Annotated in this window: 16 protein-coding genes; 13 read left to right on the top strand and 3 right to left on the bottom strand. The window is 31.4% G+C overall.

Annotation, left to right across the window (positions count from 1 at the left end; all coding sequences use genetic code 11):
• The first annotated feature begins 7 nt into the window (after positions 1-7).
• The 7 genes from grdH (at position 8) to trxB (ending at position 7,881) form a co-directional block, all read left to right on the top strand.
• Positions 8-1,318: a betaine reductase selenoprotein B gene (gene grdH / locus M2214_RS16125; RefSeq protein WP_248481063.1), complete on the top strand. Its 1,311-nt coding sequence runs from the start codon at positions 8-10 to the stop codon at positions 1,316-1,318.
• 85 nt (positions 1,319-1,403) lie between these two features.
• Positions 1,404-1,721: a thioredoxin TrxA gene (gene trxA / locus M2214_RS16120; RefSeq protein ID WP_248481062.1), complete on the top strand. Its 318-nt coding sequence runs from the start codon at positions 1,404-1,406 to the stop codon at positions 1,719-1,721.
• Between the two features lie 62 nt (positions 1,722-1,783).
• Complete coding sequence (grdA, locus tag M2214_RS16115) at positions 1,784-2,260, top strand: glycine/sarcosine/betaine reductase complex selenoprotein A (protein ID WP_248481061.1); 477 nt, start codon at positions 1,784-1,786, stop codon at positions 2,258-2,260.
• A 280-nt stretch (positions 2,261-2,540) separates the two neighbouring features.
• Positions 2,541-4,079, top strand: coding sequence for a glycine/sarcosine/betaine reductase complex component C subunit beta (grdC, locus tag M2214_RS16110; protein ID WP_248481060.1), 1,539 nt, complete (start codon positions 2,541-2,543; stop codon positions 4,077-4,079).
• A gap of 11 nt (positions 4,080-4,090) precedes the next feature.
• Positions 4,091-5,251: a glycine/sarcosine/betaine reductase complex component C subunit alpha gene (grdD, locus tag M2214_RS16105; RefSeq protein ID WP_248481059.1), complete on the top strand. Its 1,161-nt coding sequence runs from the start codon at positions 4,091-4,093 to the stop codon at positions 5,249-5,251.
• A gap of 70 nt (positions 5,252-5,321) precedes the next feature.
• Complete coding sequence (locus tag M2214_RS16100; RefSeq protein WP_248481058.1) at positions 5,322-6,860, top strand: glycine betaine uptake BCCT transporter; 1,539 nt, start codon at positions 5,322-5,324, stop codon at positions 6,858-6,860.
• Positions 6,861-6,933: 73 nt separating this feature from the next.
• Positions 6,934-7,881, top strand: coding sequence for a thioredoxin-disulfide reductase (gene trxB, locus M2214_RS16095; protein ID WP_248481057.1), 948 nt, complete (start codon positions 6,934-6,936; stop codon positions 7,879-7,881).
• Between the two features lie 27 nt (positions 7,882-7,908).
• On the opposite strand, the gene M2214_RS16090 is transcribed toward trxB, so the two are convergent.
• Positions 7,909-9,345 (bottom strand): nicotinate phosphoribosyltransferase, encoded by a 1,437-nt coding sequence (locus M2214_RS16090; protein WP_248481056.1) that lies wholly within the window; start codon positions 9,343-9,345, stop codon positions 7,909-7,911.
• A gap of 124 nt (positions 9,346-9,469) precedes the next feature.
• Here M2214_RS16090 and M2214_RS16085 point away from each other — a divergent pair, with 124 nt between their 5' ends.
• Positions 9,470-9,640 (top strand): hypothetical protein, encoded by a 171-nt coding sequence (locus tag M2214_RS16085; RefSeq protein WP_248481055.1) that lies wholly within the window; start codon positions 9,470-9,472, stop codon positions 9,638-9,640.
• Between the two features lie 147 nt (positions 9,641-9,787).
• On the opposite strand, the gene M2214_RS16080 is transcribed toward M2214_RS16085, so the two are convergent.
• Entirely contained in the window at positions 9,788-10,510 is a 723-nt protein-coding gene (locus M2214_RS16080) for a zinc dependent phospholipase C family protein (protein WP_248481054.1), read from the bottom strand.
• A 205-nt stretch (positions 10,511-10,715) separates the two neighbouring features.
• On the opposite strand from M2214_RS16080, the gene M2214_RS16075 reads away from it, so the two are divergent.
• The 3 genes from M2214_RS16075 (at position 10,716) to M2214_RS16065 (ending at position 12,857) form a co-directional block, all read left to right on the top strand.
• Positions 10,716-11,357 carry an MtnX-like HAD-IB family phosphatase gene (locus tag M2214_RS16075; protein WP_248481053.1) on the top strand — a complete coding sequence of 214 codons (642 nt, stop codon included), beginning with the start codon at positions 10,716-10,718 and terminating at the stop codon, positions 11,355-11,357.
• Between the two features lie 404 nt (positions 11,358-11,761).
• Positions 11,762-12,334, top strand: coding sequence for a nucleoside recognition domain-containing protein (locus M2214_RS16070; protein WP_248481052.1), 573 nt, complete (start codon positions 11,762-11,764; stop codon positions 12,332-12,334).
• A gap of 1 nt (position 12,335) precedes the next feature.
• The gene (locus M2214_RS16065; protein ID WP_248481051.1) at positions 12,336-12,857 is read left to right on the top strand and encodes a spore maturation protein; all 522 of its coding nucleotides are present in this window, start codon (positions 12,336-12,338) and stop codon (positions 12,855-12,857) included.
• Here the strand turns inward: M2214_RS16065 and M2214_RS16060 are convergent.
• A complete protein-coding gene (locus M2214_RS16060; protein WP_248481050.1) occupies positions 12,819-13,913 on the bottom strand; it encodes a GerAB/ArcD/ProY family transporter in 1,095 nt (364 codons plus the stop codon). The two genes, M2214_RS16065 and M2214_RS16060, sit on opposite strands and share 39 nt — an antisense overlap.
• Positions 13,914-14,105: 192 nt before the next feature.
• On the opposite strand from M2214_RS16060, the gene M2214_RS16055 reads away from it, so the two are divergent.
• Positions 14,106-14,282 (top strand): hypothetical protein, encoded by a 177-nt coding sequence (locus M2214_RS16055; protein ID WP_248481049.1) that lies wholly within the window; start codon positions 14,106-14,108, stop codon positions 14,280-14,282.
• A gap of 169 nt (positions 14,283-14,451) precedes the next feature.
• Entirely contained in the window at positions 14,452-14,640 is a 189-nt protein-coding gene (locus M2214_RS16050; RefSeq protein WP_248481048.1) for a hypothetical protein, read from the top strand.
• Positions 14,641-14,768 lie beyond the last annotated feature (128 nt).

Here is a 14,768-nt window from a genome sequence, read left to right as displayed (position 1 = left end):
CACTAAGATGAAAAAAGCAATACTTTATGTAAACCAATTTTTCGGACAAGTTGGTGGAGAAGATAAGGCTGATTTTGTTCCTGAACTTAGAGAGGGCTTAGTAGGACCTGCTATGGAACTTAATAAGCAGTTAGACGCAGAGGTTACTCATACAATTATATGTGGAGACAACTTCATGGGTTCTAATGAAGAAGAAGCAGTAAAAATGATTTTAGGATTCTTAGAAGATAAAGAATTTGATATATTTGTTGCAGGACCTGCATTCCAAGCTGGTAGATATGGAAATGCTTGTGGAGTTATAGCTAAAATAGTAAAAGAGAAATTCAATGTTCCAGTTATATCTTCTATGCATATAGAAAACCCTGGAGTTGAAATGTTCAAGAAAGATGTAGTAATTTTCCCAGGCGGAAAAAGTGCTGCAGCTATGAGAAAAGATATAAAGAAAATAGCTACTTATGGAAATAAGATATTAAATGGAGAAAAATTAGGAACAGCTGAAGAAGAAGGATACTTCGTAAGAGGAATCAGACATCAAACTTGGTTAGAAGATGCAAAGCCAGCTTCTGAGCGTGTTGTTGAAATGCTTCTTAAAAAAGTAAACGGAGAAGAGTTCGTAACTGAGCTTCCTATTCCTAAATTAGATAGAGTTGAAATTGCAGCTCCTTTAAAGGATTTATCAACAGCTACTATAGCTTACGCAACTACTGGTGGTATAGTTCCAGTTGACAATCCAGACAGAATACAATCTGCTTCTGCAACTAGATGGGGTAGATACAGTATAGAAGGAATGGATAGATTAGAAAGTGGAGTATTCAAAACAATACATGCAGGATTTGACCCAGCTGCTGCTGATGCTGATCCTAATGTTATAGTTCCTATAGATTCTTTAAGAGAGTACGAAAAGCAAGGAGTAATAGGAAAACTTCACGAATACTTCTATACAACAGTTGGAACAGGAACTACTCAAGCAGAAGCTGCTAGAATGGGTAAAGAAATGGTTGAATACTTCAAAAAAGAAGGCGTAGATGCAGTTGTATTATCTTCTACGTGAGGTACTTGTACTCGTTGCGGTGCAACGATAGTTAAAGAAATTGAAAGAGCTGGATTCCCTATAGTTCAAATGGCTAACTTAATACCAGTTGCTAAGACTGTAGGAGCTAACAAAATGGTTCCAACTATTTCAATACCATATCCATTAGGAGACCCTTCTACAACTAAAGAAGAACAGTGGAAGTTAAGACATCATAGAGTTGGAGTAGCACTTGAGGCTTTAACTGATGATGCTAAGGATCAAACAGTTTATAAGGTTAAAATATAACTTTTGGGTTAATAATATAGCGGGCTAGTAATTTGAGTTAAATTGCTAGTTTGCTAGAATCATATAGATAAAAGGAGTGATTTGGGTGTTAGCTTTAGATAAAAAAACATTTGAAGAAGAAGTTTTAAATAGCACAGGATGCATGTTAGTAGACTTTTGGAGCGAAAGCTGCGAGCCTTGTAAAGCTCTTATGCCGACTGTTGTTGAGTTATCAGAAAAATATGGCGAGCAATTAAAATTTGCTAAGCTTGATACTTCAAAGGCTAGAAGAGTTGCTATAAAGCAAAAAGTTTTAGGACTTCCTACTATAGCTATCTATAAAGATGGAGAAAAAGTTGAAGAGTTAACTAAGGATGATGCAACAGCTGAAAATATAGAAGCAATGATTAAGAAATACGTATAATTAGGTTATAAATTTAAATTATTATAAATTTAAAAATACAAAAAAAGAGAGGAAGTATAGTCATGGGATTTTATGATGGAAAAAAAGTCATCGTAATTGGTGACAGAGATGGAATACCTGGTCCTGCTATGGAAGAGTGTCTAAAAGGTACTGGAGCAGAGGTTGTATTCTCATCTACTGAGTGTTTTGTCTGAACTGCTGCAGGAGCGATGGATCTAGAGAACCAACAACGTGTTAAGGATTTAACTGAGAAGCATGGAGCTGAAAACATTGTTGTTCTTTTAGGTGCCGCTGAAGCTGAAGCTGCTGGTCTAGCAGCTGAGACAGTAACTGCAGGAGATCCAACTTTTGCAGGACCACTTGCAGGAGTAGAACTTGGACTTAGAGCATATCACGCTGTAGAAGATAAATTCAAAGGCGAAGTTGATGAGTCTGTATATGAGGACCAAATCGGTATGATGGAAATGGTTCTTGAAGTAGATGAAATAGTTGAAGAAATGAAAAATATAAGAGATGAATTCTGTAAATTTAATGACTAATTAAGCTTTATAGATTTAATAGCTTAAATTAAATAAAGGAGTGGTATACTATATCACTCCTTTTTATACAAAAAAATTGTTAAATATATATCATATGATGAATTGTACGAAAAATCTGTTAAATATATATATTTTGACAAATTGTCGAAAAATCTGTTAAATATATATCATTTAGCGAATAATATATGATATAATAGACGGGCATATATATATATATTTTGATATTTCTAAGCAAAAACTAATAAAAAGAGCGTTTTATAATAATACGGAGGTGAATGTAATGTCTTATGCTGTAGTAAAGGGAAGTGGGTACATACTTGTACATACCCCAGATATGATAATTCACAATGGATCAACTCAAGTAACTGAAAGAATAGTAAATCCTGAATCGGAGTATTTAAAGGAGTTACCAAAACATTTAAGAAGTTTTGAAGAAGTTGTAAAATATTTACCTAACCAAACGTATATAGGAAACATGACTCCAGAGGAACTAGGAAAAGTTGAAAGTCCTTGGTTTGACAAGGAAAGTGATAAAACTGATAGATTCGGTAAGTTTGGGGAGATAATGCCTCAAGAAGAATTTATAGCACTTTTACAATGTGTAGATGTATTTGACTTAGTAATACTTGAAAACGATTTCGCTAAAATGGCGAAAGAAAAATTAGAAAATCATCCTTTAATTAAAGATGAGTTAGTAAGCAAAGTAAAAGAAGGCGATGAATTAGCTACTATAGAGAAATTTATAAATGAGAATCACGCTGAAGCTTTATATCACGATGGAAAAATAGTTGGTTGTGTAAAAGCAGCTCATAATATAGATCCAAACTTAAATGCACATATAATATTCGAAAACTTAGTAGTTAAAGCATCAGGAGTAATAGCTATGCTTAACTTATTAGATAAAAACAACATAAATCCAGAAGAAATAGAGTATGTTGTTGAGTGTTCAGAAGAGGCTTGTGGAGATGTTAACCAAAGAGGTGGAGGAAACTTCGCAAAGTCTATAGCTGAGGTTGCAGGATGCGTTAATGCAACTGGTTCTGATACAAGAGGATTCTGTGCAGCGCCTACTCATGCTTTAATAGAAGCAGCAGCTCTTGTTAAAGCTGGAGTATATGAAAATGTAGTTATAGTTGCAGGTGGAGCTACTGCAAAACTTGGAATGAACGGAAAAGACCATGTTAAGAAAGAAATGCCTGTACTTGAAGATGTACTTGGAGGATTCGCAGTACTTATAAGTAAAAATGATGGAGTAAACCCAGTTTTAAGAACTGATTTAGTTGGAAGACATACAGTTGGAACAGGATCTTCTCCTCAAGCTGTAATAACTTCATTAATAACTATGCCTCTTGACAAGGGTAACTTAAAAATAACTGATATAGACAAATATTCAGTAGAAATGCAAAATCCTGATATAACTAAGCCAGCAGGAGCAGGAGATGTTCCTACATCTAACTACAAGATGATAGGTGCTTTAGGAGTTAAGAGAAAAGATATAGAAAAGAAAGAGCTTATGAACTTTGTTACAAATCACGGAATGCCAGGTTGGGCTCCAACTCAAGGACATATACCATCTGGGGTACCATATGTAGGTTTTGCAAGAGAAGCTATGTTAAACAATGAAGTTAACAGAGCTATGATAGTTGGAAAAGGAAGTTTATTCCTTGGACGTATGACTAACCTATTTGATGGGGTATCAATAGTTATGGAAAAGAACGATGGTAAAGTAGATCAAGATCAAGGAGTTTCTAACGAAAGCGTTAAAATAATGATAGCTGAGGCCATGAGAGAATTTGCATCACATTTATCAGCTGAATAGAGGTGATATTAATGAGTGATAAGAACTTAAAGAATATAATAGGAAAAGCATTTAATGACATTGCAGATGCTATAGAAAGTGGACAATTCGGTGAAAAGAAAAGAGTTGGAATAACTCTTCTTGGAAGCGAACATGGTGTTGATAATATACTAAAAGGAGCAGAACTTGCTCAGAGTAGAGATAATTCTATAGAAGTAGTATTAATCGGACCTAAAGTAGATACAAATCTTAAAATAGTAGAAGCAAATACAGAAGATGAGCAGCATAAGGTTATGGAGCAACTTTTAGATTCTAAAGAAATAGATTCTTGTGTTACTATGCATTACAATTTCCCAATAGGAGTATCTACTGTAGGTAGAGTTGTAACTCCAGGTATTGGTAAAGAAATGATTATAGCAACTACTACTGGAACTTCATCAGCTCATAGAGTTGAGGGTATGGTAAAGAATGCTCTATATGGAATAATAACTGCTAAATCTTTAGGAATAAAAGATCCAACAGTAGGTATACTAAATCTTGATGGAGCTAGACAAGTAGAGAAGGCTCTAAAAGAATTAAATGAGAATGGATACATAGTTAACTTCACTGAATCATTAAGAGCTGATGGTGGAGCTGTTATGAGAGGAAACGATTTATTAACAGGAACACCGGATGTAATGGTTACAGATACATTAACAGGTAATCTTCTTATGAAGGTATTCTCATCATTTAATACTGGTGGAAGCTATGAAGCTATGGGATTCGGATATGGTCCTGGTGTTGGAGAAGGATATGATAGAACTATATTAATACTTTCAAGAGCATCTGGAGTACCAGTTGTAGCTAATGCTATATCTTATGCAGCATCAGTTGCAAAAGGAGATATTAAAAAGGTATCTAAAGACGAGTTTAAAGCAGCGAAGAGTGCAAAACTTGGAGATATATTATCTTCTTTAACAAAAGAAAAGAAAAAAGATGATGATGAAGAGGTTGTAGCACCAGATAAAGAAATAGTAACAGGTTCTGTTTCTGGTATTGATATACTAGATCTTGAAGATGCTGTTAAAGCTTTATGGAAAAACGGTGTATATGCGGAAAGTGGTATGGGATGTACTGGACCTATAGTTATGATAAATGAAGCTAAGGTTGATACTGCTTTTGAAATTCTTAAAAAAGAAGGATATGTAAGTTAAGAATTAACCCTCAAAGTAATAACTAGGAGATATGTTTACATATCTCCTAGAATTTAAAGGAGGAATTTAATTGAATAATAAGATTAATAAAAATAATGATAATTCGGTATTTTATATATCGGTAGCGGTTGTTTTAGCTATTGTTGTATGGGGACTTGTATCTAATGATACTTTCTCAGCGGCAGCTAATGGACTTTATGTATTTTTAAGAGACAACTTTGGATGGATGTATTTAATAGGTATGTTTTTCTTTGTATTAGTTGCTGTGATACTTGCGTGCAGTAGATATGGAAATGTAAAACTTGGACCAGATGATTCAACACCAGATTATTCTTATGTTTCATGGTTTGCTATGTTGTTTAGTGCAGGTATGGGTATAGGACTTGTATTCTGGGGTGTTGCAGAACCTCTTAATCACTTTGTAAACCCACCACTTGGACTTGCAGAAGCTGGGACTGGTGAAGCAGCTCAACTTGCAATCAAAACTTCTTTTTTCCACTGGGGATTCCACCCATGGGCAGGGTATAGTGTACTAGCATTAGCTCTTGCTTATTTCCAATTTAGAAAAAATACACCGGGTCTTATAAGTAGCATATTTATACCTTTATTCGGCGAAGAAAGAGTAAATGGAGGACTTGGTAAATTTATAGATGTACTAGCTATATTTGCAACTGTTGCAGGAGTTGCAACATCTTTAGGACTTGGAACACTTCAAATAAATAGTGGACTTAACTATTTATTCGGAATTCCAGCAAATAGTGTATCTCAAATAATAATAATAGTAATAGTTACTGTATTATTTATGTTATCAGCAGTTACAGGGCTTGATAAAGGAATTAAATTCTTATCAAACCTTAACTTAGGAATAGCTTTTGTATTAATGATGTTAGCATTTTTATTAGGACCAACTGTAAAAATAATAAATGCATTCACTAATGGATTTGGACAATACTTAGGTGATTTTATACCTAATAGTTTTCGCATTAATGCATTTGGAGACAATTCATGGTTAGGTGGATGGACACTATTCTACTGGGCTTGGTGGATTGCATGGGCACCGTTCGTTGGAACTTTTATAGCTCGTATATCAAGAGGAAGAACAATAAGAGAATTCGTAATAGGAGTTTTATTAGTACCAACTCTTGGAAGTTTTATTTGGTTCGCAGTATTTGGAACATTAGGCGTTAACTTAGGACTTGATATAGCAACAGAAGCTGTAAAAGTTACAGAAACAGCATTCTTTGTTGTAATGGCTCATTATCCACTTGGAAGTATTATATCTTTAGTTGCAGTTATACTGCTTTGTACATTCTTCGTTACATCAGCAGACTCAGCTACTTTTGTTTTAGGTATGATGTCTTCTAATGGAGATTTAAATCCATCAACTAAGAGAAAGGTAACTTGGGGAGTTATACAATCTTCAATGGCATTTGCATTACTTTTAGGAGGAGGGCTTTCAACTCTTCAAACAGCATCTATAGCAGCAGCATTCCCGTTTGCTATAATAATGATTTTAGGATGTATATCATTGTTTAAAGAGCTTAAGAATGAAGACCTTGATGCAGTTAATGAAAGCTATAAAGAACAGAAAAATAAAAAAATAATATAAAGGGATATAAACAAAAGTATCCATATAATTAAAAAATTCGTAATTTTTAATATATTAAAGGGAGATGAAACTTATGTCTATGGTATATGATTTAATAGTAATAGGAGCTGGACCAGGAGGTTTATCAGCAGGATTATACGGAGCTAGAGCTAAGATGAACACTCTTATAATAGAAAAAGATAGAACTGGTGGACAAATAGCTACTACTGATGAAGTTGCTAACTATCCAGGATCTATACAAAATGCTACTGGACCAAGCTTAATAGCTAGAATGGTAGAGCAATGTGACGAGTTTGGAGCTAAGAGAGTAAAAGACACTATAGAAGAAGTAGAATTCGATGGAAAAATAAAAGTTTTAAAAGGAAAGAAAGAAGAATATAAAGCAAAGGCTGTAGTTATAGCAACTGGAGCTACTCCAAGAAAGCTTAACGTACCTGGAGAAAAAGAGTTAACAGGAAAAGGAGTTACTTATTGTGCTACTTGTGATGGAGCATTCTTTACTGACTTAGAAGTATTCGTAGTTGGTGGAGGAGATTCAGCTTGTGAAGAAGCTATGTTCTTAACTAAGTTTGCAAGAAAAGTAACTATATTATCAAGAGATCCTCAGCTTACTGCTGCAAAATCTATCCAAGCTAAGGTATTAAGCCATGACAAGATAGAGGTTAAGTGGAATGTAGAGATCACTGAGTTAAAAGGTGATGGAATATTAGAGTCTATGACTCTTAAGAATAGAGAAACTGGTGAGCTTACTGAGTTTGAAGCTGATGAAGAAGATGGAACTTTCGGAGTATTCATATTCGTAGGATTTGCACCTCAAACTAAATTATTTGAAGGAAAAATAGAACTAGATCGTGGATATATACCAACTACTTCAAATATGGAGACTAATGTAGACGGAGTATATGCAGCAGGAGATTGTAGAGTTAAAATGTTAAGACAAGTTGTTACTGCTTGTGGAGATGGAGCAACTGCTACAGTAATGGCTGAGAAATATATCGAAAATAATTTTGATGAAGAATAATATAAAATAAAAAGATAGCTTGTAAAATTACAAGCTATCTTTTTTCTTTTCCTTTATCATTTCATTTTTAAGACTCCAAAGGTCTAATGATAAATCTACCTTATATACTTCTGGAGATTCTATTCTTCTATATTGATTCCACAATGTATTTAGTTCTTGTTTTGCGAACTCTCTTATATCCATAACACTCTTTGGCTCATGAACGCATTTTCCGTTTAAAAACAAAGGTTTTAATAATTCTTTTATAGAGTAATTTTTAAATGTTTTCTTTTTCCAAGTATGAATAGGATGAAACACTGTAAGAGGCTTATTTGTATCTATAATTTCGTCATCTAATATAATAAGATCTGCCTCTGCTTTTTTTGATTTATTATATATTCTAATTACTTTTTTATAACCTGGATTATTTATTTTCTCTGGATCTTCAGATATTTTGATCTTAGGAACAACTCCATTTCCATCGTCAGAAGCACAAAGCTTATAAACTCCTCCAAGAGAAGGACAATCACTAGATGTTATAAGTTTTGTTCCAACTCCCCAGCTATTTATCTTAGCTCCTGAATTTTTAAGATGCGTTATCTTATATTCATCTAAGTCATTTGATGCAACTATTGATAAATTTTCAAATCCAGCTTCATCTAGCATTTTCTTAGCTTGTTTTGACAAATATTCAAGATCTCCTGAATCAAGCCTTATTCCAACAGGTTCATGACCTTTTTCTCTAAGTTCTTTAAATACCTTAATAGCATTAGGTATACCACTATTTAATACATCGTAAGTATCTACTAATAAAAGAGCCTTTTGAGGATATACACTAGAGTATGCTCTAAAGCTTTCTATTTCAGAATCAAATTTTTGAACCCAACTATGAGCGTGAGTACCTATAATAGGTACATCAAACATTTGACCAGCAAGTACATTTGCAGTGCCAGAACAACCTCCTATAATAGCAGCACGAGCTCCATAGAGTCCTGCATCAGGTCCTTGAGCACGTCTTAGCCCAAATTCAAGCACAGAGTCTCCATTAGCCGCAAAGCAAACACGAGAGGCCTTAGTAGCTATCAATGATTGAAAGTTAATTATATTAAGAAGTGTAGTCTCTATAAATTGAGCTTGATATAAAGGAGCCTTTATTCTTATTATCGGCTCATTAGGAAACATTACAGATCCTTCATCGACTGAATATATATCTCCTGTAAATTTAAAATTTCTAAGTAAATTTAAGAAATCGTCTGAGAATAGATTTAGTTTTTTTAGGTACTCTAAATCGTTTTCTTCAAATTTTAAATTATTTATGTAATCCACTAGTTGCTGAATTCCACAAACTATAGTATAACCTCCATTACAAGGATTTTTTCTAAAAAACATATCGAATACAACTATATCTTCGTGGACATTTTTGTTAAAGTAACCGTTCATCATAGTCAACTGATATAGGTCAGTAAGTAAAGTTAAATTTCTCATAATTTATCATCCTTTTCATTTGTAGTTACATTTTAGATTTTATCAGTATTTTCAGAAATCCACAATAACATTAGTATATATTTAAAATTTAACGAAAAAATAATGTTATCTAGGAGGTGACAATATGGATAAAGAAGGCAAAAGATTAAAAAACAGCAAAGAAATAATAGATGAATACAAAGGTGTAGAAGTTGAAAGAGATATTTATTATGAAGAAGATGTAGGATATAGAAAGAATAATATTCAAAAGGGGAATTTTTATAAGCAGGGCCATGGCTTATTATCAGATGAATAAAATTCGCCTAGTCGCTACGCACTGACTCATGTCGCCAACGATCTCTACGGGCTCCGTTGCTCAAAATAGTTGATAATTTTGTTTATTAATATTTATGAGGTTATCGGAAAGATTATAAATTTATAATACGTAAAAAATAAACCCTGATTATACTTTAAAATCAGGGCTTATTTTTTTGACAACGTTATTATAAAAAAACACCATACATCCAGCTGTAGTTCTTTGAGCTAGTGGAAGAACGTTTTTAGATATTTTATAAAATCGCTGTTGTGTATTTTTAATATTTTTGAATTTTATATTCATCTTCAACGAAAATCTGGCATTGAATCTGACGAATTTATCTATAGAGCTCAACATTATAGGTTTCTTATTGCATATAAGTTCTTTTATTGAATTGTGGTGTTTTTTTACGAATGTTTCAAACTGTCTATGATTATCTAAAAGCTTTATATTAGCATGCTGGGGGATAGTCATATCCTGAATTATATGCATACACGCACCTAAATAAAACATAGATTTGTCTACCTTGTTTATATTCCAAAAGTATATAGATTTATTATAATAATTCTTTGCAAGATTTAAAGCATTATTGCCACCATATATTCCTTTTCTTTTATAAGGATGATAAAAATGCCCGTTGCTTTTAAAATCTTGATCTGCCCAAACAGCTCCTTCATTTATGGTTTTTATATGCTTTGAAAAGAATTTATATTCTTTAGTATAATGATTTACTTTTAATATAGTTAATGCCTGCATGTTTATAAATATATGAACCCTACAGTGCGTATTTATTATTATTTTTTTTAAAGGATTAATAACTTTAAAAGAAGTATGTAATACCTTGCCGTAATATTTTTCTAATATATTCAATATTATCTCCCCTTGTTGTAATTTAATTTATGAATTAAGTTCCACTTTATTTTGTCCGATATATAATTATAATATTCTATAATGACACAATACTTTTAAAATATGTAATTATATGTTAAAGTCTAAGTAAGCGTTTATTAAATATGTAAGCTTTAATTAATATATAGATTTAAATAACAACAGGGGAATTGAGGAGGTATATTAAGTGGAGTATATAGTTATATGTGATTTTGATGGAACAATAACCATAGAAGATACAGTTAACTCTATGGCAGATAAGTTTGCAGGTGACAGGTGGAGAGACCTTGATGAAATGTGGATGAGTGGAAAGTATAATGCTAGTGAAATAAGCCAAAAAATATTAGACATGATGAATACAAATGAGATAGAGCTTAAAGAATTTGTAAGGGGAATTGATATAGATCCTAAGTTCAAAGAATTTATAGATTATATAAGAGAAAAATGTATAGAGTTTTATATAATAAGCGATGGATTTGATTTTAATATAGAAAATATACTAGAAAAAAATGATATAGAAGGTCTTATGAGTTTTTCTAATATATTACAATTTGAAGGATCAAAACTATTAGGTGTATACCCTAACAGTAATGAAGATTGTAAAAAATGTGGAAATTGTAAGAGTAACTTAATTAATGACATAAACCTTGATAATAAAAAGGTTATATACATAGGAGATGGACACTCTGATAAGTGTGCATCAAAGAAAGCAGACTATATATTTGCTAAAAAATCTCTTGCTGATTATTTAAGAGATAGTGAGATTGAATTTGTTGAGTTTGAGGACTTCTCTGATGTATTGAGTGGAGTTAAAAGTATAATTTCATAAGTATTTCAAAAAAGTGTTTAATCGAAAATAACGCATATTGAAATACAGCTATTTAGTCAACGTTTTGATAGAACTACAGATTTTTTTATGAATCTCCGAATGTTGAAATTTGTAGTTTTATGTCAAAATGTTAACAAAGATATAGCTGACATACAAATGTGCATTATTTTTAATGTAATTATTTAGCACTTTGTAGAGACTAAATATATAAAAATTAAAATTTTATTACAAGATTTTGTTAAGCATTAAACAGATTAAGGATATTAGTAAATTAGAAAAAATATTTTTAAGGAATCTTTTTCATAATATAGCTTTAATAACATATATAATCTAAGAAAGAAGTATTAAAATTTTAAGAATAACTAAAGTAGCCTCCTTCATAAAATTACTGAGGGGGTTTTTTAATGAACAAGATTTGGTTTTATATGATTTCTATTGGGATAATAAATAGCATATTTATGGGAAAGCTTCCTGAGCTTAATATGGTAATAATGAATGAAGCTTCAAGGGGAATAGAGTTTGTCATAAGCCTTATAAGCATAATGGCTCTTTGGATGGGAATTATGAACATAGCTAAAGAATCTGGGCTTGTAGATAGAATAGGAAAGTCTTTATATTGTGTTATGAATAAATTGTTTCCATCTATTCCTAAAAAGAGCAAAGCGCTCTCATATATGATAATGAATATGTCTTTAAATATACTAGGAGCTTCTAATGGTGCTACTGCATTTGGGTTAAAGGCAATGGAGGAACTTCAACAGATAAATCCTAAAAAAAACACAGCGACAAACGATATGATAATGTTCTTAGTTATAAATATGTCATCAGTTCAATTAGTTCCATTTACAGTGCTTAAAATAAGAATGGACGAAGGGGCGTCTAATCCAAATGAAATAATAATTACCACCGTAATAGCAACAGCCGTATCTACAATAGTAGGTATAATATCGTGCAAACTGCTTCAAAGGAGGTATTAAAATGGACTTTTTTTCTAACATATTAATACCACTTATAATACTAATAATAATTGCATATGGAAAATACAAGGGTATAGATATATACGATAGCTTTATAAGAGGTGCATTTGATGGAATAAAAACTACATATAAGATAGCCCCGTACATATTAGGAATATTTTTAGCTATAGGAATATTTAAAGTTGGATATGGAATAGAAATATTGGAAGCCATATTTGAACCTATACTGAAGATATTTAGTATACCTAAGGAACTGTTATCATTAATAATAATAAAACCACTATCTGGGAGTGGAACACTTGCTATATACAAGGATATGATACCAAGAGTAGGAATTGATACATTAAAAGAAAAGATGGGTGCTACAATAGTAGGTTCATCTGAAACAATATTCTATACAATGGCTATATACTATGGGAACTTAAAGATAAAGAATATAAGACATACATTAGTATGCGCTCTTATAAGTCATATGGCAGGGGTTTTAGCATCTGTCTTTATATGCAACATTCTTTTTAATTAATATACCTATGAATATAATTGAAGGTATTACAATTTGAAAAACTAGAGCATAATAATTCCAAAGATCTCCGGTCCACTCCCAAAACTCTATTATACTTTCAAAAGATACATATGTTATATTTATTATAATAAGTGATATAGGTGTTGATATTAATCTGTAATCACTACAATTTAGTACACAAGAAATACCTTTACATGCAGCTAATAAATATATACTTATTTTAACGAATGCTCCTAATATAAATATAGTAGCAGAGATTATTTCTAGTCTTTGAAAAAAATTACCTAAATTTATTTTGCGAACAGAAAAATATGTAGGATGATAAGTAGACATAACTCTATCAATACCTAAGGTTAATATGTTGGTTAAAGAAATTAATATAATAAAAAATATACCTATTAACAGCCCTATAAAGTATATCTTATAGGGTGATTTATCATTTTTTAATGATGAAAGAGCGAATACAAAAACTATAGTTTGAGTAATAGGAAACATAAGAGCATCAAATGCTCCTTTAAAAATAGGTTTAAATCCATTGCTGAATATAGGAAAAAGATTTTGAACATCCATATCTTTAATAAGGAAAAACAAAGTAAAAATTAGAAAAATTACTAATATTAATATGAAAAATTCAGACCATCGTCCTATAACTTCTACTCCTTCTTTTACTATCCAGTTGCATAAAAACATTATGCATATTAAAAGAACGTATATAGGGGTCTCTCTAAGACCTGTAGTAGTTATAAAAAAAGCTACATTTATTAAGACCTCACAAACAGTTTGAAGTATAAATAGGCTTATAAATAAGATTATTATATTTCCTAATGATTTCCCAAAACAGTTTTTAATAACATTAAAAACATCATCATTATTTGAGATACTATTAATATAAGCATATATATATATAATAGGCATAGCTAATAAAGTAGCTAAAATTAAAGAAGCCCAAACGTCTTGTTTAGCTTTAATACCAGTGACTTGAATAGAGGTAGTACCTATTATAAAAATAGTCATTAGGATTATACCTTGTTTATCTGAAATTGTATTTTTATTCATAAAACTATCCTCCATAAAAACTTGTATTTAATTTAGTATTTCCTAAAATAAAATTTTAAATTCATAATCTATTACCAGTTATTAACTAGAATTAAAACCTATATAATTCATAAAATAACTAAGATAACTCAGCTAAAGTTATATGACTTTAAGGAAATTAAAGCTGTTGTATTGTAAAGGGAGGATACTATTATGGCTAAGAGGAATAAGACAAAAAAAATGGGCACTACTAAAAGTGCAGAAATTACTAGAGGAGAGACTGCAAAGAGTGTAGGATTAGAATTTGCAAATGAATTTGTAGCAGAAAATATAAGTTCAAAATTTGCAGCAACACCTGGGAAAGCACCTAGTTCTAAAAAGAAAAAATAAATAACAAAAAGAAGCAGATTTCTGCTTCTTTTTTTGCTTAGAAGTATATTACCAATTATTTACTAGAATTAAAAACTATATAATTCATAAAATAACTAGGACAACTTGGTTAAAGTTATATGACTTTAAAGAAAACAAAATTGTTGAATTGTAAAGGGAGGATATTATTATGGCTAAGAAGAAAAATAAAGCTGAAAAGAATCCAGCAATGAATGCAAGAGAGGCTTCAAAGAGAATGGGATTAGAGTTTGGAAATGAGTTCGGAGCAGAAATGGGCGCAGAAGGACCTGAGCAAGGACCTAAATCTAACAAATCACCTAATGCTAACCAAAAAAGAAATAGAAAAAATAATAAATAATAAAAAAAGAAGCAGATCTCTGCTTCTTTTTTTATTATTACCAATTATTCACTTGGATTAAAAAATATATAATCCATAAAATAATTGGGACAACTGAATTAGAGATATATGAAATTTTAAATAAAAAT

The organism is Tepidibacter aestuarii (genome assembly GCF_934924865.1).
In the GTDB taxonomy this organism is placed as follows: Bacteria; Bacillota; Clostridia; order Peptostreptococcales; family Peptostreptococcaceae; genus Tepidibacter_A; species Tepidibacter_A aestuarii.
This window is presented reverse-complemented; position numbering and strand designations above follow the sequence as displayed.

Bases quoted from the DNA above. Each gene is read 5' to 3' on its own strand.
- grdC (WP_248481060.1), top strand. From the start codon at position 2,541: ATGTCTTATGCTGTAGTAAAGGGAAGTGGGTACATACTTGTACATACC.
- grdD (WP_248481059.1), top strand. From the start codon at position 4,091: ATGAGTGATAAGAACTTAAAGAATATAATAGGAAAAGCATTTAATGAC.
- trxB (WP_248481057.1), top strand. From the start codon at position 6,934: ATGTCTATGGTATATGATTTAATAGTAATAGGAGCTGGACCAGGAGGT.
- M2214_RS16090 (WP_248481056.1), bottom strand. From the start codon at position 9,345: ATGAGAAATTTAACTTTACTTACTGACCTATATCAGTTGACTATGATG.
- M2214_RS16085 (WP_248481055.1), top strand. From the start codon at position 9,470: ATGGATAAAGAAGGCAAAAGATTAAAAAACAGCAAAGAAATAATAGAT.
- M2214_RS16070 (WP_248481052.1), top strand. From the start codon at position 11,762: ATGAACAAGATTTGGTTTTATATGATTTCTATTGGGATAATAAATAGC.
- M2214_RS16065 (WP_248481051.1), top strand. From the start codon at position 12,336: ATGGACTTTTTTTCTAACATATTAATACCACTTATAATACTAATAATA.
- M2214_RS16060 (WP_248481050.1), bottom strand. From the start codon at position 13,913: ATGAATAAAAATACAATTTCAGATAAACAAGGTATAATCCTAATGACT.
- M2214_RS16055 (WP_248481049.1), top strand. From the start codon at position 14,106: ATGGCTAAGAGGAATAAGACAAAAAAAATGGGCACTACTAAAAGTGCA.
- M2214_RS16050 (WP_248481048.1), top strand. From the start codon at position 14,452: ATGGCTAAGAAGAAAAATAAAGCTGAAAAGAATCCAGCAATGAATGCA.